Annotated in this window: 19 protein-coding genes; 12 read left to right on the forward strand and 7 right to left on the reverse strand. The window is 52.3% G+C overall.

What is annotated here, in order from left to right:
• The first annotated feature begins 22 nt into the window (after window positions 1-22).
• The 9 genes from dagR to nlpA all read left to right on the forward strand — a co-directional run bounded on the left by dagR (window position 23) and on the right by nlpA (window position 9,431).
• Window positions 23-2,821, forward strand: a complete 2,799-nt coding sequence (dagR, locus tag G8S19_RS00190; protein WP_124021893.1) for a transcriptional regulator DagR — start codon at window positions 23-25, stop codon at window positions 2,819-2,821.
• A gap of 120 nt (window positions 2,822-2,941) precedes the next feature.
• Window positions 2,942-3,367, forward strand: coding sequence for a PTS sugar transporter subunit IIA (locus G8S19_RS00195; RefSeq protein ID WP_040231533.1), 426 nt, complete (start codon window positions 2,942-2,944; stop codon window positions 3,365-3,367).
• A 12-nt stretch (window positions 3,368-3,379) separates the two neighbouring features.
• Window positions 3,380-3,865 carry a PTS system mannose/fructose/N-acetylgalactosamine-transporter subunit IIB gene (locus G8S19_RS00200; RefSeq protein ID WP_003023959.1) on the forward strand — a complete coding sequence of 162 codons (486 nt, stop codon included), beginning with the start codon at window positions 3,380-3,382 and terminating at the stop codon, window positions 3,863-3,865.
• A 25-nt stretch (window positions 3,866-3,890) separates the two neighbouring features.
• Window positions 3,891-4,640 (forward strand): PTS sugar transporter subunit IIC, encoded by a 750-nt coding sequence (locus tag G8S19_RS00205; protein WP_003023960.1) that lies wholly within the window; start codon window positions 3,891-3,893, stop codon window positions 4,638-4,640.
• Complete coding sequence (locus tag G8S19_RS00210) at window positions 4,637-5,497, forward strand: PTS system mannose/fructose/sorbose family transporter subunit IID (RefSeq protein ID WP_005121522.1); 861 nt, start codon at window positions 4,637-4,639, stop codon at window positions 5,495-5,497. The genes G8S19_RS00205 and G8S19_RS00210 overlap by 4 nt, the downstream gene beginning before the upstream one ends.
• Before the next feature lie 3 nt (window positions 5,498-5,500).
• Window positions 5,501-6,610, forward strand: a complete 1,110-nt coding sequence (gene dgaE / locus G8S19_RS00215; RefSeq protein ID WP_253685899.1) for a D-glucosaminate-6-phosphate ammonia lyase — start codon at window positions 5,501-5,503, stop codon at window positions 6,608-6,610.
• The gene (locus G8S19_RS00220; RefSeq protein WP_253685901.1) at window positions 6,597-7,340 is read left to right on the forward strand and encodes a 2-dehydro-3-deoxy-phosphogluconate aldolase; all 744 of its coding nucleotides are present in this window, start codon (window positions 6,597-6,599) and stop codon (window positions 7,338-7,340) included. Before dgaE ends, G8S19_RS00220 begins: the two co-directional genes overlap by 14 nt.
• A 210-nt stretch (window positions 7,341-7,550) precedes the next feature.
• Window positions 7,551-8,489, forward strand: coding sequence for an Rpn family recombination-promoting nuclease/putative transposase (locus tag G8S19_RS00225; protein ID WP_137364198.1), 939 nt, complete (start codon window positions 7,551-7,553; stop codon window positions 8,487-8,489).
• Between the two features lie 123 nt (window positions 8,490-8,612).
• Window positions 8,613-9,431 (forward strand): lipoprotein NlpA, encoded by an 819-nt coding sequence (nlpA, locus tag G8S19_RS00230; protein WP_061066874.1) that lies wholly within the window; start codon window positions 8,613-8,615, stop codon window positions 9,429-9,431.
• 28 nt (window positions 9,432-9,459) lie between these two features.
• Here nlpA and G8S19_RS00235 read toward each other — a convergent pair whose 3' ends face one another.
• The 3 genes from G8S19_RS00235 to G8S19_RS00245 form a co-directional block, all read right to left on the reverse strand.
• Entirely contained in the window at window positions 9,460-10,362 is a 903-nt protein-coding gene (locus G8S19_RS00235; protein ID WP_003827166.1) for a carboxylate/amino acid/amine transporter, read from the reverse strand.
• 118 nt (window positions 10,363-10,480) lie between these two features.
• A complete protein-coding gene (locus G8S19_RS00240) occupies window positions 10,481-10,786 on the reverse strand; it encodes a putative quinol monooxygenase (RefSeq protein ID WP_124021897.1) in 306 nt (101 codons plus the stop codon).
• Between the two features lies 1 nt (window position 10,787).
• A complete protein-coding gene (locus tag G8S19_RS00245; protein ID WP_124021898.1) occupies window positions 10,788-11,795 on the reverse strand; it encodes a zinc-binding alcohol dehydrogenase family protein in 1,008 nt (335 codons plus the stop codon).
• A gap of 104 nt (window positions 11,796-11,899) precedes the next feature.
• Between G8S19_RS00245 and G8S19_RS00250 the strand changes: the two genes are divergently transcribed.
• Window positions 11,900-12,802: a LysR family transcriptional regulator gene (locus G8S19_RS00250; protein WP_124021899.1), complete on the forward strand. Its 903-nt coding sequence runs from the start codon at window positions 11,900-11,902 to the stop codon at window positions 12,800-12,802.
• 36 nt (window positions 12,803-12,838) lie between these two features.
• Here G8S19_RS00250 and G8S19_RS00255 read toward each other — a convergent pair whose 3' ends face one another.
• From G8S19_RS00255 to G8S19_RS00265, 3 genes are all read right to left on the reverse strand, one after another.
• Entirely contained in the window at window positions 12,839-14,335 is a 1,497-nt protein-coding gene (locus tag G8S19_RS00255; RefSeq protein WP_005121531.1) for a C69 family dipeptidase, read from the reverse strand.
• A gap of 342 nt (window positions 14,336-14,677) precedes the next feature.
• Window positions 14,678-15,142 carry a hypothetical protein gene (locus G8S19_RS00260; RefSeq protein WP_061066869.1) on the reverse strand — a complete coding sequence of 155 codons (465 nt, stop codon included), beginning with the start codon at window positions 15,140-15,142 and terminating at the stop codon, window positions 14,678-14,680.
• Complete coding sequence (locus tag G8S19_RS00265) at window positions 15,139-15,912, reverse strand: winged helix-turn-helix domain-containing protein (protein ID WP_061068783.1); 774 nt, start codon at window positions 15,910-15,912, stop codon at window positions 15,139-15,141. Before G8S19_RS00265 ends, G8S19_RS00260 begins: the two co-directional genes overlap by 4 nt.
• A 573-nt stretch (window positions 15,913-16,485) precedes the next feature.
• Here G8S19_RS00265 and G8S19_RS00270 point away from each other — a divergent pair.
• Window positions 16,486-17,103, forward strand: a complete 618-nt coding sequence (locus G8S19_RS00270; RefSeq protein ID WP_048213740.1) for a transcriptional regulator — start codon at window positions 16,486-16,488, stop codon at window positions 17,101-17,103.
• A 74-nt stretch (window positions 17,104-17,177) separates the two neighbouring features.
• On the forward strand, window positions 17,178-19,979 hold the full coding sequence (misL, locus tag G8S19_RS00275; RefSeq protein WP_124021900.1) for an intestinal colonization autotransporter adhesin MisL: 2,802 nt from the start codon (window positions 17,178-17,180) through the stop codon (window positions 19,977-19,979).
• Window positions 19,980-20,094: 115 nt separating this feature from the next.
• Here misL and G8S19_RS00280 read toward each other — a convergent pair whose 3' ends face one another.
• Window positions 20,095-20,469, reverse strand: a complete 375-nt coding sequence (locus G8S19_RS00280; RefSeq protein WP_016151201.1) for a Rap1a/Tai family immunity protein — start codon at window positions 20,467-20,469, stop codon at window positions 20,095-20,097.
• Window positions 20,470-20,620 lie beyond the last annotated feature (151 nt).

Genomic DNA, 20,620 nt, shown 5'->3' on the forward strand with positions numbered 1-20,620 from the left:
TTATTTCTTAAGCGGTAAAGAGATGAGACGGATTGAGATAATACTGGGGGAGCTGGAACGGCTGACGCGAGGACTGAATCTTGCCCATCTGGCGCAGGAAACGGCGTTCACAGCGGAAGCTATCGGCTTTAACCTCGGACTGGCGCGCAACTCGGTCAGTAAAGATCTCAATCAGCTCTGGAACGACGGCCTGGCGATTAAAAGCCGCGGACGCCCGGTATTCTTTCTGCATCGTCAGGCGATTGAAACGCTGCTGGGGCGCAAACTGGATGAGTCCGAGCGCGAAGTGCAAACCGTTGCCGACCTGTTGCCTGTTCAGGAAAACCAGGCGACAGACGATCCCTTTTCCGGCCTGATTGGTTACGATCGCAGCCTGCGCGATGCGGTGGAAAAAGGCCGCGCGGCAGTGCTGTATCCCCACGGGCTGCACGTTCTGCTGACCGGCCCCTCCGGCGTCGGCAAAACCTTTTTTGCCGAACTGATGCACCGTTTCGCCTGCGAACGTGCAGCGGGAACGCCCCCGCCGCTGGTCTATTTCAACTGCGCGGAATATGCCCATAACCCGGAGTTGCTCTCTTCGCATCTGTTTGGTCATCGACAGGGAGCGTTTACCGGCGCAAACGAAAATAAACCGGGTCTGGTCGAGCAGGCCGACGGCGGCTATCTGCTGCTCGATGAAGTGCATCGCCTACCGTATGAAGGTCAGGAAAAGCTGTTCTCTATTCTCGACAAAGGTGAATATCGGCCGCTGGGCTCAAGCGCCGTGGCGCGGTCAATCTCGGTTCGCCTGATATGTGCGACCACCGAACCGGTAAGTTCGGCGTTGCTGCGCACTTTCCAGCGACGTATTCAGGTATGTATCGATTTGCCCGGCATCCGCCAGCGTTCGGTGGAAGAGCAGGTTGAACTGATCGTTGGCTTCTTACAGCGTGAGAGCCGCAAAATCGAGCGTACGATAAGCATCGACCGTACCTTGCTGCTCTGGCTGCTGAACAAGCCGCTGGAAGGCAACATTGGTCAGCTTAAAAGCGATATTCAGTTTCTCTGCGCCCAGGCCTGGGCTTCGGGAATGACGGAGCACAGCGATACGCTACAGCTGGATAAACGTCTGACAGAGATCCCCTTTAACGCCACGCCGGAACAACGTCTGCTGGTTGGCGCACTGTTCGAAGGCAAAGAGCATTTAAGCATCGATGCCCGCACGCTGCCGGCGCTGAAAAATTCGCTGGCCACCGGAGCTGAAATTGAAGAGAGCGATCTTTTCTACAGCTTCCTGACCCGCGAATATATCAACCTGCGTAACAGCAACGTGCCGCCAGCCGAAACGCTGGCAATCCTCAAAAACAAGCTCAGTTCGATATTTGAATATGGTCTCTATAGCCGCGACAGCGTGGCGCATCCTCCGCGCTATGGCGATCAGATTGAAGAGCGCGTCACGCTGCTGATCGGCTGCGTTGAGCAGGTGCTTGGTTTTACGCTGCCGGAAAATCTGGTTAACCCGCTGCGCAAACACTTCCTGGCGCTGATTGGCTATGTGCAGCGCGGCCTTATTCCGCAACTTTATTCTTCCAGCCTGATCCTCGATCGCTGCAAAGATGAATACGAAAACGCTACGCTGTTATGCCGAAAAATCAATGAACTGCTGCATATTCAGTGTCCGGCGACGGAAGTGGTCTGGCTGTGCCTGTTCCTCAAAGAGTGTCGCCATTACCGCCAACGGATTGACGCCAGTCCGGACTGCGGGGTGATTTTGATTGCCCACGGTGCGACGACGGCGACAAGTCAGGCGCAGTACGTGAATCGCGTGCTGGAGCGCGAGGTGTTCAGCGCTATCGATATGCCTTTCGAGCAGTCGGTGCATGACACGCTGGAAGCTTTGACACAGATGATCCAGACCCGAAAATATCGCCGGTTGATCCTGATGGTGGATATTGGCTCGCTGGTCCATTTTGGCAGCACGATCAGTAAGTTATTCCAGATAGACGTACTGCTGATGCCCAATATCACGCTCACCAGCCTGCTGGAAATCGGGCTGGATTTAAGCTACGAAACCAGCGACTTGCCGCAGCTGGCGGCGTTGATGCAGAGCAAAAATATTCCCTGTCAGCTGTGTACTCCGCAGCAGGAAAACAGCGGTAAGGTGCTGGTTATCTCCTGCATCACCGGAATGGGAACGGCAGAAAAAATCAAAAAGGTGCTGGAAGAGAGCTTCGGTGAGTTGATGTCGCAGGATACGCGGATGGTGATCCTCGATTACAACGAAGTCCGCAGTCTGGAGCGCGTGCAGCAGGCGATTAACGCCAGTGAACGCCTGGCGGGAATAGTGGGCACTTTCCAGCCAGGACTGCCGGATATTCCGTTTATCTCGCTTGAGGAGCTGTTCTCTGAACAAGGCCCCGAGCTGGTACTCAGCCTGCTGACGCCAGATCTCTCCAGCAGCGAACGCCGTCTGGAGATGGAGCGCAGCGCGATGCGCTTTATCAGCGCGTTGACCATGGAGAGCATCATTAACCATATTTCGGTGCTCAACCCGCAGCGTATTCTCAAAGAGATGGAAGGCGTGTTGAATCATCTGACCACCGCGCTTTCGCTCAAACCGAGCCGTCAGGTGACACTGCGCTTCCTGATCCACTGCTGCTGTATGGTCGAGCGTATCGTGATTAACCGCAAACCGTTACAGATGGCGCTGGAGAACAAGCCGGATCTGGATAATCGCGCGTTTAGTGTCATTAAATCCGCTTTCCTGCCGATCGAAGAGGCCTATGCCATTCGCTTATCGGACGCGGAATATTTTTATATCTACGAACTGTTGTATAGCTAATCCCTTTGCTGGCGCGGCTTTCTGCCCCGTCAGCACTCCTCTCTTCCCTGCGTGACACAAATTCTGGCACAGCCTTTGCTCTGTTTACTTATGTCTATGTAATCGAGCCAGGAGGCCATTTTGACTACCACTGAATCCTTGCCCCAGATCCTGCTGCTGACCCATGGCGGCTGGGGGCAACAGCTTTGCAACAGCCTGCGCATGGTGATGGGTGAAATCAAAGGCGTGACGGAAATTGCGCTGATGCCCGTTGATACACTCGGCGAGTTTTACCAGCGCGTTGAAGCTGTGGTGAAAACCATGCCGGAAGGTTCACTGATCCTGACTGATTTTATTGGCGGCACCACCTCTAACGTGGCGGCGCGGCTGAGTGCCGATTACCCGGTGGCAGTGATTTCCGGGCTCAATGCCTCTTTGCTGCTGGAGGCGCTCGACAAACGCGAGCATGGCCAGTTGACCACCTGCGTGGCTGAACTGGTCGAGGCCGGGCGTAGCAGTTGCCTGGACGTTGTCGCCCACGTGCGTCAATTACAACAATCACAATAAGGAATAAACATCATGGCAAACATCGTCTTATGTCGTATCGATAGCCGTCTGATTCATGGACAAGTGGTGACTAAATGGGTTGGACAATCTCAGGCCAACCGGATTGCGGTGGTCAGCGATGAGCTGGATGCCGATCCGTTTATGAAAAATATCTACCTGATGGCCGCGCCGCCGAACATCAAAGTGGATTGCTTCGGTAACCAAAGTTTTGCGGCAGCCTGGAAAGAAAACCAACTTGGTGACGGCAAAGTTCTGGTGCTGTTCCCTTCTCTGGCGGCGGTTCAGGAAGCGGTCCAGTTGGGGTTTGACGTCACTACCATTCAGGTCGGTGGACTGGGCGGCGGGCCAAACCGCAAAGCGGTATTCCAGAACATTACGCTGGATGAAAAAGACGTCGGCATTCTGAGCGACCTGAAAAATCGTGGGATTCAGGTGTTCTTCCAGACTATCCCGGAAGATAAGCCTCAGTCGCTGGACGATATCCTGAAAAAATTCTAACTCTTTGATAACAGGGTAACTAATTATGGATACTTTAGTCTTCGCAAGCCTGATGGGGTTGTATTACTGGTTTGCCCGTTTACGCCTTGGCTACACCTTCTCCGCCATGCTGCTACAGCCCGTCGTGATTGCCGTATTCGTTGGCCTGCTGTTAGGCAACATGGAAACGGCGATGATCATCGGTGCAGGCATGCAGCTGGTTTATCTCGGCGTGACCTCTACGCCAGGCGGTAACGTCCCGTCGGATCCTGCGCTAGCTGCCTGTATTTCAATTCCTATCGCCGTGAAGGCCGGAATGGATCCGAACCTGGCTATCGCGCTGGCGATCCCATTCGGCGTCATCGGCGTGTTCCTCGACCAGCTGCGCCGCACGTTAAACGCAGCGTGGGTGCATATGGCCGACAAGCATGCGGAAACGGCCAACATGGCGGGCATTATGCGCTGTGCATTCCTCTACCCGGCGTTGCTTGGCCTTGTACTGCGTTTCCCGGTGGTTTTCGCCGCCAACTATTTTGGTCAGGACGTGGTGGAAAGCTTCCTCAAGCTGATGCCGCACTGGCTGACGCACTCCTTTGAAATTATGGGCGGCATTCTGCCAGCGCTGGGCTTTGCCATCACCATTATGGTGATCGGTAAAAAGAGCCTGCTGCCGTGGTTTATCGGCGGATTCTTTGCGGTGCTGTACCTGAAGGTAGACATCATGGCGATGGCAATCTTTGGTACCTGCGTGGCCTTCCTGATTAAAGGTCTGGCGAAAAATGAAGGAGCAGCATGATGAGCAGCGACGTAATGCAACATGAACTGGTGGAGCGTGCGCGTGAAAGCGGTACGCTGACCAAAGCAGACATCACCAAAGCCTGGTTTATCTACTGGCTGGGCGCGGAAGTTTCCAGCTCCTATGAGCGTTTGCAAAGCCTGATTTTCTGTGCCTCGATGACGCCGATCATCAAAAAGCTCTACCCGCAAAAAGAGGAACAGGTAGAAGCGCTGAAACGCCATCTGAACTTCTTCAACTCAGAGCAGACGTTCGGGGCGGTAATTCAGGGGATCTCCATTGCGATGGAGGAGCAAAAAACGCGCGGTGAGCCGATCAGCGACGCCTCCATCACCGGGATAAAAACGGGCTTGATGGGGCCGCTGGCGGGGATGGGGGACTCGATCATCTGGGCCGCAGTGATGCCGCTGTTAATTGCTATTTTCATCCCATTCGCCGCCAATGGCAGCGCGATGGGCGGAATTGTACCGTTAATCCTCTACCCGGCCATTACGCTGGCAATCAGCTATGGCATGGTGCACAAAGGCTACACGCTGGGGCGTGACTCGATAATTGGTCTGCTGCAGGGAGGGCGAATAAAGGAACTTATCTACGGCGCGAACGTGCTGGGCCTGATCATGATGGGCGCGCTTTCTGCGAGCTACGTCAAGATCACCACACCGTTAAAACTCAGCGCCCTGAAAGGCTCTGAAGTGGTGGTCCAGCAAATCCTCGACTCTATTGCCCCCGGTCTGCTGCCGCTGGCGGCGGTGTTCGCCATCTACTTCTATCTGGTGAAGAAAGGACCGCGTTACACCACGATTTTGCTGTCGATTGTCGCGCTCAGCGTGGTCTGTTCGCTGCTGGGAGTGTTGTAAGCCATGACACAGAATATCTATCAACAATTGGGGCTAAAACAGGTGATTAACGCCTGCGGCAAGATGACGATTCTGGGCGTTTCCAGCGTCGCGCCGGAAGTGATGCAGGCCACCGCGCGGGCAGCTTCGGCCTTTGTTGAAATTGACCGGCTGGTGGACCGTACCGGTGAATTGGTTTCCCGCTACACCGGCGCGGAAGACAGCTATGTTACTTCGTGCGCCTCGGCGGGTATTGCGATTGCCGTTGCCGCGGCCATTACCCGCGGTGACCAGGCGCGAGTCACGTTGATGCCGGATAGCGCGGGTATGGCTAATGAAGTGGTCATGCTGCGCGGGCATAACGTTGACTACGGTGCGCCCATCACCAGCGCGATCCGCTTAGGGGGAGGGCGGGTGGTGGAGGTTGGCTCAAGTAATCTGGCGGCCTGCTGGCAGCTGGAGAGCGCGATTACCGACAACACTGCCGCGCTGCTGTATGTGAAATCGCACCACTGTGTGCAGAAAGGCATGTTGAGCATTGCAGACTTCGTACAGGTTGCGCAGGCTCACAACCTGCCGCTGATTGTCGATGCCGCCGCCGAGGAAGACTTACACGCCTGGGTGGCGAGCGGGGCGGATATGGTGGTCTACAGCGGGGCAAAAGCCTTTAACGCGCCGACCTCCGGGTTTATCACCGGGAAGAAACAGTGGATTGCCGCGTGTAAAGCACAGCACCACGGAATTGCCCGGGCGATGAAAATCGGCAAAGAGAATATGGTTGGGCTGGTGTATGCCCTGGAAAACTATCATCAGGGGCAAACCGTAGTCACCGCCGAAGAACTGCAACCTGTGGCGCAGGCGATTTCAGCGATTCGCGGACTGGATGCGGATATTGAGCAGGACGAAGCCGGGCGCGCCATCTGGCGGATTCGTATTCGGGTGAATGCACAAGAGCTGGGGATGGATGCTTACGCCGTAGAAGCGCAACTGCGAGAGGGTGATATCGCGATTTACACTCGCCGTTACAACCTTCATCAGGGCGTCTTTAGTCTTGACCCGCGTACGGTCGCAGAAGGGGAAATGGCACTGATCGTGGCGCGACTAAAGGAGATTGCAGACTATGCAGCACATTAATTTTTATCGTAATAAAGTGGCTATTAACGTGCTGGCGAAGGATATCGCCAACGCCCGGGAAATCTATGACGCTGCTGAAGGTCACGCGGTGATCGGCATTCTTTCGGCGCAGTTCTCCTCGGTTGAGGAAGGGGTTAAGGAAGTAAAACGCTGGATGGTCGACGTGCCGTCGATTTCCGTGGGGTTGGGGGCCGGTGACCCGGCGCAGTATTATAAAGCGGCGATGATTGCCTCACGGGTCCATCCGGCACACGTCAACCAGACCTTTACCGGTTGTGGTTTTGCGGCAGGCGCGCTGGCCGCAACGGGCGGTGAGCAGACCCATATCAACGCGTTAGTCAGTCCGACTGGAATGCCTGGAGAGGTGTTGATCTCCACCGGCGTCAGCAGCAGCCAGGGCACGCCAGCCCGCGTTTCCTGTGATGCAGCGGTACGTATGATGCTGGACTCTGGCGCGCATGCGGCGAAGTTCTTCCCGATGGGCGGTGAGAAATCGTTGCCTGAGCTGTACGCGCTGGCGACAACCGCGGCGCGCAACGGCATGACGTTGATTGAACCGACCGGCGGTATCGATCTCGATAACTTCGGCATTATCCTACAATCCTGTCTGGAAGCAGGAGTACCGCGCGTCATGCCGCATGTGTATAGCTCGATTATCGACTCGCAAACCGGTAATACCCGGCCTGAAGATGTCGCCAGGTTGATGGAGATAGTCAAAACCCTGGTGTGATGCCGCCATCGTTGGAGAGAGAAAAGAGAATGCCCGGAGGTGCTCACGCCTACCGGGCATTTTTGCGAACATCATTCATGGAAAATGAATGCATTGCAGCAGCATCTATTTATCCTCGAAAACGCCTCGCAAAGGGGTAATTTCCCTGATGTCGTCTGTAGCACTGGCGAGTAATGTCCCGTCATCTTGTTCTTCTGGTGACGGATCGCCATGCAAAAACCAACAACCTCTACGCCGCATGATGCGGTATTTAAAAAGTTCCTGGGCCATCCAGATACGGCACGGGATTTTCTTGATACCTATCTTCCGGCGTCATTACATGAGCTTTGCGATCTGGACACACTGAAGCTGGAACCCGGGAGTTTTATTGAAGAAGATTTGCGAGCGTGTTATTCCGATGTGCTGTGGTCGCTGAAAACGACATCGGGTAAAGGCTATATCTATGCGTTGATTGAGCACCAAAGCTCGCCAGATGCTCATATGGCATTCCGGATGATGCGTTACGCCATTGCCGCGATGCAGAAGCACCTTGATGCAGGACACAAAACGCTGCCGCTGGTGGTGCCGATACTTTTTTATCATGGCGTTGACAGCCCGTATCCATACTCGCTGTGTTGGCTGGATGAATTTGACGATCCACAAACTGCGCGGCAGCTTTATGGTTCTGCCTTCCCGCTGGTAGACATCACGGCGGTGTCTGATGATGAGATTATGCAGCATCGGCGGATGGCGCTACTTGAGCTTGTCCAGAAGCATATACGTGAACGTGACCTGATGGTGCTGGTGGATAACCTGGTTGCTCTGCTGGTTAAGGGATACGCTAATGACAGCCAGGTAGAAACGCTATTTAATTATCTGATGCAGTCTGGCAGCGCACCGCGTTTCGAAGCGTTTATTCGCGAGGTGGCTTTACGCGTTCCCCAACACAAGGAGAGATTAATGACGATTGCAGAATGTTTACGTGAATCAGGGCGAAGAACGGGTCATTACAGTGGCTTACAAGAGGGATTACAAAAGGGCAAGATTGAAGGCAAACAAGACGAAGCGTTGCGGATAGCCCATGCCATGCTGGAGAAGGGGATCGATCGTGAACTGGTGCTAATTATCACCGGGCTTTCAAGTGATGAACTAACGGCATCTTCCGACTAATGTATCTTTTTCCCGTTATGCTTTTTTCTTCTTGCTGATGCTTTTTCGTTTTTTAAACCGCAGCGGCCTTGCCGCTATAGTCATTTCATTACTCATCAGGCGGTTATTACAAAAGGATAAAACGTGAAACTGAAGATACCTCATTTCGGGGCCGGGGCGGCAGTATTGCTGGCGGGATTATTGCTGGCAGGATGCGATCAGCAGAGCAGCGATGCAAAGCATATCAAAGTCGGCGTGATTAACGGCGCAGAGCAGGATGTGGCGGAAGTCGCGAAGAAAGTGGCTAAAGAAAAATATGGGCTGGATGTCGAACTGGTAGGGTTTAGCGGTTCCCTGTTGCCTAACGATGCCACCAATCACGGTGAACTGGATGCCAACGTCTTCCAGCATCGCCCATTTCTTGAACAAGATAATAAAGCGCACGGCTATAAGCTGGTAGCCGTGGGTAATACCTTTGTGTTCCCGATGGCCGGTTATTCGAAGAAAATCAAAACCGTTGCGGAGCTTAAAGACGGTGCGACGATTGCGATACCTAACGATCCAACCAACCTCGGGCGGGCGCTACTGCTGCTGCAAAAAGAAAAGTTAATCACGCTGAAAGCAAATACAGGCCTGCTGCCCACGGCGCTGGATATTACTGATAATCCGCGACACCTGAATATTATGGAACTGGAAGGCGCGCAGCTGCCGCGCGTGCTGGACGATCAGAAAGTGGATGTGGCGATTATCAGTACCACCTACATCCAGCAAACCGGGCTTTCTCCGGTACATGACAGCGTATTTATTGAAGACAAAAACTCACCCTACGTGAACATCCTGGTGGCGCGAGAAGACAACAAAGATGCCGGGAATGTGAAAGAATTCCTGCAATCTTATCAGTCACCGGAAGTGGCAAAGGCGGCAGAAACTATCTTTAACGGCGGCGCGGTTCCTGGTTGGTAATCGTGACCCGTTGCCGCGCCGGTTGGGGTTAAACCGCTCTGGCGCGGCGACGTGAGTCCATTGAGATCAGTATTACCGATGAGAGGATCAAAAGCGTGCCCAGCCAGTCTGGCAGGGTAAAGGTAATACCTAACAACAGTAGGGACAGCAACGCGCTGCTCAACGGTTCTGCGCAGCTCAAAATGCTTGCTTTCGGTCCGCCAATCATCTGCGCGCCTTTCAGGTACAGGCTAAACGTCAGTGACGTGCCGATGACCACCAGATAGAAAAACGCCAGAATCAAACTGCCATTCACCACGAAATTAGTGCCCTGTCCGGCATAAAACGGCAGCAGGATCATGCCGCCGATTAACATACTCCAGCCGACGACCGGCAGCGTGCCGTAGCGCGCGATAAGCGTTGAGGGGTAGGTGGTGTAGAACGCGGCGGCAAACGCCGAGGCAATTCCCCAGAACAGCGCGGCAGGTGAAATAGACAGCGACGTCGGGTTACCGTGAGTGACCAGTAAGAAGGTGCCGATAAGCGAGGTGAAGATCGCCGTCAGCACTAAAATCCCCGGTCGCGCTTTGCGCACTACGGAAAACCACGCCACGATAATGGTCGGTGACAAAAATTGCAGTACCGTCGCGGTGGCGGCGTTGGATTTTTCAATGGTCAGCAGGAAGGTGAGCTGTACGGTGAGCGCTCCAACTACGGAAAAAATCAGCAGGCTGATGGCATCTTTGCGATTTTTGATAATGGAGAACACTTTGTCGCCGTGAACGAAAGAGAGCATCAGCAGAATCAGCCCGGCGAAAATCAGGCGCGTCATGGTCAGAAACTGCGACGACATCTGACTTTGCTCCATGATGTACTGCGCGCAAACGCCCGAACTTCCCCACAATACGGCAGCAATCAGGACGTTCATCATCCCTCTTCTGGTGGAACTCATCTTTCCCTCGGCATGTTGTTTTGTTTTATTTGTGTGCAGGCATCATAGCAGAGATAGCGAAGCGAGTGAGACATGACTGGTGCAGCCCCCCACGTGGCAGGGGGCTTCGGCAGTTATTTTATGGCGCAATCGGCGTCAGATAATCCAGCCGTAGCGGTTCGGCTAGCAGATCGTTCATTTGTAGAATGAACGCCTGGAAATGTGGCAGAGCGATATGCTCGTCCAGACCGGCCTGACTGTGCCAGGATTCGCGCACGTAAAACACATCCGGCGTGTCGCGTAACTGGTACAGCTCATACTCAATATTGCCCGGCTCCCGGCGAGTGGGTAACAGCAGAGCCTGCAGCGCCTGTTTCAGTGCGTCGATCTTCCCGGGTTGGGCTTTCAATACCGCAATAATTGAAATCACTTCTGAATCAGACATGTTAAAACCCCTCCAGCACAATCTTGCCGACCGAACGACCGGTTTCAATTTGCGCGTGGGCTTTTTGCAGATTCGCCGCAGTGATAGCGCCAAAATGCTCGCCCAGCGTGGTGCGGAGGGTATTGTCGTCGATCAATTGCGCCACGCGGGTCAATAGCTGGTGCTGCGCGATGATATCGTGGGTGGTAAACATCGAACGGGTAAACATAAATTCCCAGTGCAGCGAAATGCTTTTGGCCTTCAGCGGACGGGCATCGAGGAATTCAGGATCGTCAATCAGCGCCAGTTTACCCTGTGGTGCCAGTGCGGCAATAATTTGTTGATAATGCTGCTCAGTGTTGTTCAGGCTGGCAACGTGCGTCACCGCCTTAACCCCTATCCGTGCCAGCTCTTCCGTCAGCGGCTTGCTGTGGTCAATGACATGATGAGCGCCTGCTTCACGTACCCATTTCTGGCTTTGCGGACGTGATGCGGTGCCGATGACGGTCATTTTAGTCAGCTTACTGGCCAGTTGCGTCAGGATAGAACCGACGCCGCCAGCCGCGCCAACAATCAATAACACATCATCTTCATTGCTATTTTCCTCAACGCCCAGACGGTCGAACAGCATTTCCCAGGCGGTGATGGCGGTCAGCGGCAGCGCTGCAGCAGAAGCATTATCTAGTGTTTTTGGCTTCAGCGCGGTAATACGTTCATCAACCAGCTGAAATTCACTGTTACTGCCAGCGCGGCCCAGCGCTCCGGCGTACCAGACTTCATCGCCAGGTGTGAACAGGGTGACGGCTTCACCCACGGATTTCACCACGCCCACGGCATCCCAGCCCAGAACGCGCGGCACATCGGCGTTAAAACCTTCGCGGACCTTGGTATCAACGGGATTGACGGAAATGGCTTTCACTTCAACCAGCAGATCGTGCCCGGTAGCGACTGGCATGGGTAGGTCAATCTCTTGTAAAAATTCAATGTTATTGCCGTCGGTCGCGGCGCGGGTAATAGCGATGGCTTTCATGGTCTCTCCGGTCACAGGAATCAGTTGAATAATTCGATGGTAAACCGGTAGCAGAACGGGAAAAATAGCCCTACGGCGACAGGACTTATACTCGGGGAGTGAAAATGTTCCGGCTTGAAGATCTCACGTTGTTTGTCCGCGCCGCGGCGCTGAATAGTTTTAGCGATGCCGCGCGCGAAGTCGGCGTTCAGCCTGCTCAGGTCAGTTCAGCTATCAAGCGCCTGGAGTCTACGTTGGCTATCCGCTTGTTCGCCCGCTCCACGCGCAGCCTGCGCCTGACGCCGGAGGGCGAGGTCTGGCTACCCTATGCCCGCCAGATGCTGGACGTGATGCATGCCGGGCTGCAAAAAATACAGACCCCGGAAGATGAAGTGTCTGGCACGCTGCAAATTGCCGTGCCTTCCGATCTTGGTCGCAACCTGCTGCTGCCGGTCTTTCAGTCGTTTCGACGCCGCTATCCCGCGCTGCGCCTGCGGATTTTTTTCTCTGATCAGGTGACGGATGTCTTTAAAGACCCCGTCGATGTTGCGTTTCGCTATGGCAATACCGAAGACGCGTCATACATTGCGCTGCCCGTTGCACCGAGTAACCGACGTGTGCTGGTGGCATCACCGGAATGGGTTGCGCAAAACGGCGCGCCGCAAACCCCGGATGATTTAACACAGCTCAACGCCATGACCTTCGTATTACGCGGCCGTCTGCACGATCGCTGGACGTTTACGCGCAACGGCGAGGCCAGTAGTGTGCAGGTTAACGGCACCATTATGAGCGACGATGCGGAAGTGATCCGACGGCTGGCGATTGCCGGGGAAGGTGTGGCGTACAAGTCGTGGCTGGATGTCAGCGAAGATGTGCGTGACGGTCGATTACAACTGCTGATGCCGGATTATCAGGGAGAGACCGTTCCGCTGAATATGATCTGCCCGCATCGGCAGCAGCTTTCAACGGCAGTCCGTCTGCTGCACGACGCAGTGAAGGCGCGGTGTGAAATGCTGGCGCAAAGCTAATAAGCGCTTTACGCCAGAATACTATCGCGTCGTTACTCAGTCTTTTTTCGCTGCGTTGGCAAAGAAGATATCAGACTGAATGTCTTTGGTGCGGATGGTAAATAGCTGATTAGTCAGATCTTCCGTCAGCTTCTCGGCGTCGGCCATGATGCGCAGGTTGAAGTCATTCAGCATCTTATCGGCGGCTGGTTTATCGGTTTTCGCCATCTTCAGATACTCTGCTTCGACCTCTTTTTGCTCCTTCGCCACTTTGTCTTCCCATGCTTTGTAGGCTTTTTTGACGATTGGCGCGAGCTTCGGATAATCGGTCATCGTCAGCGTTTGTAATTTACGATATTTCCAGTAGATAGACTGATCGTCCGCTTTATCGGTGCCCATCGTATAGTTAGCCGGATACGCCTTCAGGCCGCTGTAGTACGGAACAAAGGCGGTGAGATCGGCCATGCCCAGACCAATGTAGGTCGTTTCACCGATCTCTTTTGGCAACCACGGACGGACCTGCATAACATGCGCTTCATAGGTGCGGAAGACGCTGACCGGACGCCATGGCTCTTTGCCGTTCAGACCGTTGGTGTAGGGGTCATGGCTGGTGCCTTCGTAATGGTTACGCAGTACGGCTTTCACATCGTCCAGCGTCATTTTCTTCTCTGGCGTCATGAAGACCGGGAATTCACGCCCTTTGGCCATATCCTGGTTTACGGAAGGATTGAACTCTTTCTGGATGGTCCAAACGCGAGGGTCGTTATACGTGCGGTCACGCTCGTCATCACGGGTATAGGCTTTGGAGAAGTTGAATTTGCCATCTTTCGCCGGTTCGTACAGACCCTTTTCGGTCGCAAATTGAATCAGGTTTTTTGACGCCATCATGTCCGGGTTTTTCGGATCGTAATCCTGTAAGCGGCCCTGGTTACCGGTGGCAAAATACTGGTTATTTGGCAGACGCTGCGCCATCCACTGATGGCCGCTGCCGGTTTCCAGATACCAGATCTCGTTATCGTCGACGACGGCAACGCCAAAGCCTTCGCCTGCGCCGACGGTCTCAACGATATGGCCCAGTAGCGCCACGGCTTCACGCGCGGTTTTACTCTGCGACAGCAGAATATCCGGGATATCGTCTTCGGTGATCCCTTTATCCTCAACGTACGGGTCGGCGGCCAGCGCTTTTGGTGAGGCAAAAATAGATTCTGTGCCGCTCACTCCAACGCCCAGCTCGTTAAATCCGGTCGCGCCGTGCAGTTGGGTTTTCCAGTTTGGAACCGTGGTATAACGCAGCGAGTTTTTGGGGAGCGGCCAGGTAAAGTCATTCGCGCCGTTATGTGCTTTGGTGCTGTATACCCCGGTCTGATTCTGTTTTGCCGGGTGAATGACAAAATGTTGCGCTTTCAGGGCATCGCTGTCAGCGCTACGCGCTACCAGCATGGAGCCGTCCGCTGATGCTTCGTTACCGACCAGCAGGGTCGTACAAGCAAAACCTGATGAAACAACGGCCAAATTTATAGAAAGTGCAATCAGGCACTTTTTAAAAGTAAACATTACGTATCCCTCATATGTACGCCAAAAATACACCGGAAACACACCGTTTCCTGAAATGCGATAACGCCTGAACCTTCAGACATTGCTCGCGAGAGAGATAAACGCCCCTGCCCACGTCTTCTCCAAATATCCATCCATAGGTTGAAGTCTTCTGGGCAAAATAAAACGCCCATTTCGCTTAATTGTTACGCAATGGATATTGTGGTATTCAGGATGTTTCCTGATTCGGGGAAAAGAATAGCAATGGGATATGAATGGATTCAGTGACCCATGTCGCGTAAGTCGATGATGACAAATATGAATTCCTGCGTGGGGGCACTCTTTTTGTATCCGGATATGACGTTACCTTTTACGGCAGTACAGCGAAGGAACAGTGGAACTCGCCACTATCCACGCCCCTTTATACTCCTCCATGACCAGACTCAGGCGCTGCCCGGTTTCGCGATAAAAACTGGGCAACGTCCCGTTGATATCGTCTTTATCGGCGGAGTCTGAGAAGGTTTTTACCAGTTGCGTCGACTGCAGCACGCGCGCGTCGTGGTGCTGGGTATAGGTAAAATAGATGTTTCTACTGATACCTGTGACGTGACGTCCGTACAGTTTGCCGGTTAAGGTTGCCAGCCCCTGATGGTCGTACAGCCGATACGACACCGTGCCGGTAAAGCGGTTGCTGCCAATATTCCACTCCACGTTACCGACGCAGTTCAACGGTCTGTCGGCGTAGCGTGAATACCATAGCCAGGCGCCTGAACCCAGCATCAATACCACGCCAATCGCCAGCAGGATAAGATTGTGTATTTTGTTCATTTCCCGCGCATCCAGTAGTAATGAGTAGAACAAAACGCGTGAACATCTATCCGCGCATCCTTATCGCATACAAAGGCCACCATCCTCTGTGCCTTACGGTAACCTGAAAGAAACACATGTTTGTTATATTCACAAAGATCGGGATGCGATTGCATCAGGCTGAAATAGCTTTCCAGATTGTGTTCATTCGGTGAGTAATAAATTTTACAGTTTTCCTGTGAGGGAATTTGCATAGAAACCGACACGAATTTACTAAACGGCATGACAGGGCGAGTCTGATACCAAACCAGCCAGATAATCAGAGTAGTAATAATCACTCCGGTGGTTAAGAAAATGTTCCACCAGGGAATCGACGTTGCTACTTGTGGTGGAGAGGGCATTACCTCGGGATCGTTGTTTTCCTTAATAAATGGTGCTAAAGGGGGCTCAGTTTGGGAATGTGTGATCGTCTCCACATGCGTACTCTCATTTAATCTGAGTCCTCGCCGGGAAATAGTTTTGACTGTATCACGGGGCAACCCGACATCCGCCAGTGCATTGCGCAACGTCAAAATTGCCTGGTAAAAAGTATTGGTCGTGGTCACATTGTTTCTTTCTCCCCAACCGACTTTGAGCAGCGTGTTCTGAGAAACAATGTCACTTGCGTGAGTAATTAAATAGAGAAAACAGAGCGAGGCTGGGATCTGCAGTTGAATTGCTCGCCCTGTCTGTCGATTGACCAGGCTTTTGTTATCAGGATTAAATTCGACCAACTGGTTGATAAGGTACAATGCCCGGCCCTCAGTAACGAAACGTCTCATATGTTGCATCAACATACCCATTTAATATTACATCGAAATGGATAAGACGCCTCTACCTTTGTACTTGATCAAAGATAAGAGTTTTACTCTTAAAAATTAAATCCTTTTAATACAATGACTTATAGTGCCTATATCTTAGGTGATAATTAACTAAGGTTAAATAATGAGAATTAATTACAGGTTTATCTGATTAGCTATTATATTTATCCCACAACATCACAAAGGTTTCTGGTTTTTAGGAATTTTGTGATTTACTAAAATCATTTCGCAAGGTTTTGTTTTAGCAAATAGTGCTGTATTTACGTTTACCGTGATGTCTGGATTTGTGTATAAAACTCCTAATATATGGGATTTTAATCTGAGATAAAGCTCCGTAATATTTATCAACATAACGATATTTACAGTTGGAGATTATTTTTCTATAGGATTTTATAACATTTTTACCACTCGACTGTTATTAGCGAAAACGGATTTCACCACCTGTCGGATTGACACATTTATTTACCGATGAAATATTTATGGAAAATAACAGGGGCATAGTAGATGAAGAGAAAGCCGCTACAGAGTGTTCGTTGCATAAGCTGTGAATTATCCTGTGAATTATTTCCGGATGCTGCCGTACGCGCACAATACTGCCACCGTGCCGCTTTTGCTGTCTGGCCAGAGGGTAATGATTATTTGAAAAAAGGCATTATTGAAAAGCTTTTACTTAATAATCACAATCATTTATCCCATGGATTTATTTTTATCGATTTTTCATTCCCGAATTTGCGTCTGTTCACCGATCCGCAATGGGTGGATCGCCTGACGCAGAGTGGTATGCATATTGTATTGATAGCGGATCGGATCCTGACGCCGTTAGCCAATTACTGGTTATCGAAAAGCAATAAAATTCAAGGGATTATTTATTCCAGTGATAGTGATGAAGTTCAGCATCAGAAAATACGTCGCTTATTCCGGGGGCATCTCGCCAACAGCAAACGTGGGCGTTCATTGAATTATACGGAAATGATATTACTCAAGCGATTTATTTCAGGGATAAGTATTCAGCAAATTACCCGAATAGATAATATTGATGTTAAGAGAATATATGTCTACAAACTTCGACTTGAAGATAAGTTAGGCCTAAGTATTCATAAAATACTCTCTAACATTTTATAGCTGATTCTCATTTTTATTATTTCCACATCATCGCGATGTGGTGGACGCCCTACGCCCGAAAGCAGGAGGCTATTATGAAAAAACCTAAGCATTACTCACGCATTGCTATAGCGGTATCAACCGCGCTAACGTCAATGGTATTTTCAACCCACGCGGCCTGGATTGATATTGACAGTTTGCCTTCCAGTGGACTGGTGAACAGTCTTTCGCCAGAGTTGCAGGCTTTATTTCCTGCACAGGCGAATGCCAGTTTCGCTAAAACCAGCGCTACGCCGAATTATGTTTATCAGTGGAGTGCCGGCACCATTCCTGTTTTTGGCCATGGATTAACGCTGAATGGGCCAGGAGCAGAAGCCTTCGAACACACCATTACCGTTATTCAGAACAGCGCGACGGGTAGCCCGGGCGTTATTTTCGGTGATGACCTGACGATCCGCACACAGTCGAAGAATGCCGCTAATAATGGTAAGGATGTTGATGGTATCCGCACACACGGGGTCAATTCACCGGATAACCCGGTCTTTATCATCACCGGAGATCGCACCAGCATTTATGTGGACGGTCAGGATGGCGACGGTATAAACGCCGGTTACAGCGCCTATAATCAGGGGCAGGGTTGGAAAGGTTCGGCCAACATTTACGTTGGCGACGATCTGTATATTCAAACCACCGGTTATCAGGGGCGCGGTATCACTGCAAACGCGATGAGAGACGAAACGCAGGCCAAAAATACGATTGTCGTCGGCGACCGGGCACACATTGTGACGATAGGTGACAGTTCAGAAGGTCTTCGTACCGGGCAGAGCGGCTCCTCGATCCGCCTTGGTGATGACGCCACTATCGAGACGTCGGGTGCTTCCTCAACAGGGATCTATGCCGCCTCATCTTCCAAAACGGAACTGGGCAACAATGCCACGATTACGGTCAACGGCGTCAGCGCACATGCGGTTTATTCCACCAATGCGACGGTGAATCTCGGCGAAAACGCGACGATCAACGTAAACAATTCGGCCAAAGCGGCGTCATACAGCAAAGCGCCACGCGGCCTGTATGCGGCTTCACGCGGTGCGATAAACCTGGCGGGCGGCGCTGCCATTACCATGGCAGGCAATCACAGCAATGAAAGCTACGCCATCAGCACAGAAACGGGCGGTATCGTCGATGGCTCCGCTGGCGGGCGTTTTCTCATCGACGGCGATCTTCACGCCGCCGGCGCGACTGCCGCGAACAGCAGCCTGCCGCAGCAAAACAGTGCGATTAAACTCAACATGACCGACAACTCGTTGTGGAGTGGGGCGTCATACATCACCAGCGTCACGGCCGGAACGGGCGTTATCTCGCTGCAAATGAGCGATGCGACCTGGAATATGACCAACAGCTCAACGCTCACTGATCTGACGCTGAACAGCGGGTCCGTCGTGAACTTTGGCCATGCTGACGACGAACCGTGGCAGACGCTTACCATTAATGAAGATTTCACCGGCAACGGCGGCAAACTGGTTTTCAATACCGTCCTGAATGACGATGCCTCCGAAACCGACAAGCTGAAAGTGCTCGGCAATACCGCCGGTAACGCGTTTGTGGCGGTGAATAATATTGGCGGAACCGGGGCACAAACTGTTGAAGGTATTGAGATTATCGAAGTGGCCGGTAATTCTGACGGTACGTTTGAGAAAGCGGGTCGTATTGTTGCCGGTGCGTACGACTATAACGTAGTGCAGAAAGGTAGTAACTGGTATCTGACCAGCTTTATTCCTGCTCCGCCGGATCCGGAAGACCCGGACCCGGTAGATCCCATCGACCCAGACCCTGTTGACCCGGATCCGGTTGACCCTATTGACCCAGACCCGGTCGATCCGATAATCCCTGAGCCGGAAATACCTGTCGCACCTCCGGTCACCGAGCAGCAATACCGCCCGGAAGCAGGCAGTTATCTGGCGAACAACTACGCCGCTAATACGCTGTTTATGACCCGACTGCACGATCGTCTGGGTGAAACGCAGTACGTCGATATGCTGACAGGCGAGAAGAAAGTTACCAGCATGTGGATGCGTAACGTCGGGGCGCATACCCGCTTTAAAGACGGTAGTGGGCAGTTGAAAACCCAAAGCAACAGCTATGTGATGCAGTTAGGCGGCGATCTGGCGCAGTGGAGTAGCGACGGTCTCGACCGTTGGCACATCGGCGCAATGGCAGGTTACGCCAATAGCCAGAACCGCACGCAGTCCAGCCTGACCGGCTACCATTCACGTGGTCAGGTTACCGGTTACAGCGTGGGGCTGTACGGCACCTGGTATGCCAATGACGCCGACAAGACCGGCACCTACGTAGACACCTGGATGCTGTACAACTGGTTTGATAACAAAGTGATGGGCCAGGAGCAGGCGACAGAGAAATACAAATCCAGCGGGATAACAGCCTCTGTTGAAGCGGGTTACAGCTTCAAACTGGGTGAAAACGAGCGCAACAGCTACTGGCTGCAACCGAAAGCGCAGGTGGTATGGATGGACGTGCAGGCCGACAGCCACCGCGAAGCGAACGGTACCCGCGTGAAAGACAACACCGATGGTAACCTGATGACCCGTCTGGGTGTGAAAGCCTTTATCAACGGTCACAACGCCATCGACGACGGTAAATCTCGTGAGTTCCAGCCGTTTGTTGAAGCCAACTGGATCCACAACACCCAGACCGCCAGCGTGAAGATGGACGATGTGAGCAATGACATGCGTGGCACGAAGAACATTGGCGAGCTGAAAGTCGGCGTTGAAGGTCAAATCACCCCGCGCCTCAACGTGTGGAGCAACGTGGCTCAACAGATCGGCGACAAAGGCTACAGCGATACCCGCGGTATGCTGGGCGTGAAATATAACTTCTGACGGGATTGTAAGTAACAGAAAAGCCGCTGATTAATAGGTCAGCGGCTTTATTTTTTGGGGAAGCGGTAGGTCGGATAAGCGTTAGCGCCATCCAGTAAATAAGCTGCGTACAGCGCTAGCTATTACTATTTTTGTTACAAGCAAGTTCTTTGCCCAAAGCAATCATGGCCAATTCAGAAGGACTGTATTTTGTTCGTTCTTTAGGATGGGTCTGGAGGTAATTACCAACAATATCAGCTTCCTGTCCAATGGTTATGCTTTCATTACAGATGATATTTTCTTTTGATAGTGTCCCCGCTACACCGGCAACAAAAGACATATACATCACTGCTGTCTGTTCATCCCGAACATTCAAATAATCAAAACCTTTCTCATACAACTGATAACCGTGATAAAGCGAGTTGCCGTCGATATTCAATGTCGATTTTGCCAGTACAGGCGTTGAAAAACAGAGCAATAACAAGACAGGAATGGCAATTTTACTGATCATACGAGCACCAGCCGCCCTTATGGTGTGAGCCAGTACCGCCGTGCGGGTGTTCTCCTTTCGGGCATGCGAAAACAGTAGATGATGCGGTGATAGTGACGAGAGCGATAACCATTGCCATGAATACGTTTTTCATATGTAACCCAATAATCTA

This window comes from Citrobacter sp. SX206, assembly GCF_024181025.1.
Taxonomy (GTDB): Bacteria; Pseudomonadota; Gammaproteobacteria; order Enterobacterales; family Enterobacteriaceae; genus Citrobacter; species Citrobacter youngae.

Coding starts and splice junctions, on each gene's coding strand:
- G8S19_RS00225 (WP_137364198.1), top strand. CDS start 7,551: ATGCAAAAACCAACAACCTCTACGCCGCATGATGCGGTATTTAAAAAG.
- misL (WP_124021900.1), top strand. CDS start 17,178: ATGAAAAAACCTAAGCATTACTCACGCATTGCTATAGCGGTATCAACC.
- G8S19_RS00260 (WP_061066869.1), bottom strand. CDS start 15,142: ATGAACAAAATACACAATCTTATCCTGCTGGCGATTGGCGTGGTATTG.
- dagR (WP_124021893.1), top strand. CDS start 23: ATGAGACGGATTGAGATAATACTGGGGGAGCTGGAACGGCTGACGCGA.
- G8S19_RS00250 (WP_124021899.1), top strand. CDS start 11,900: ATGTTCCGGCTTGAAGATCTCACGTTGTTTGTCCGCGCCGCGGCGCTG.
- G8S19_RS00235 (WP_003827166.1), bottom strand. CDS start 10,362: ATGAGTTCCACCAGAAGAGGGATGATGAACGTCCTGATTGCTGCCGTA.
- G8S19_RS00280 (WP_016151201.1), bottom strand. CDS start 20,469: ATGATCAGTAAAATTGCCATTCCTGTCTTGTTATTGCTCTGTTTTTCA.
- G8S19_RS00245 (WP_124021898.1), bottom strand. CDS start 11,795: ATGAAAGCCATCGCTATTACCCGCGCCGCGACCGACGGCAATAACATT.
- G8S19_RS00240 (WP_124021897.1), bottom strand. CDS start 10,786: ATGTCTGATTCAGAAGTGATTTCAATTATTGCGGTATTGAAAGCCCAA.
- dgaE (WP_253685899.1), top strand. CDS start 5,501: ATGACACAGAATATCTATCAACAATTGGGGCTAAAACAGGTGATTAAC.
- G8S19_RS00210 (WP_005121522.1), top strand. CDS start 4,637: ATGATGAGCAGCGACGTAATGCAACATGAACTGGTGGAGCGTGCGCGT.
- G8S19_RS00270 (WP_048213740.1), top strand. CDS start 16,486: ATGAAGAGAAAGCCGCTACAGAGTGTTCGTTGCATAAGCTGTGAATTA.
- G8S19_RS00220 (WP_253685901.1), top strand. CDS start 6,597: ATGCAGCACATTAATTTTTATCGTAATAAAGTGGCTATTAACGTGCTG.
- G8S19_RS00205 (WP_003023960.1), top strand. CDS start 3,891: ATGGATACTTTAGTCTTCGCAAGCCTGATGGGGTTGTATTACTGGTTT.
- G8S19_RS00200 (WP_003023959.1), top strand. CDS start 3,380: ATGGCAAACATCGTCTTATGTCGTATCGATAGCCGTCTGATTCATGGA.
- G8S19_RS00255 (WP_005121531.1), bottom strand. CDS start 14,335: ATGTTTACTTTTAAAAAGTGCCTGATTGCACTTTCTATAAATTTGGCC.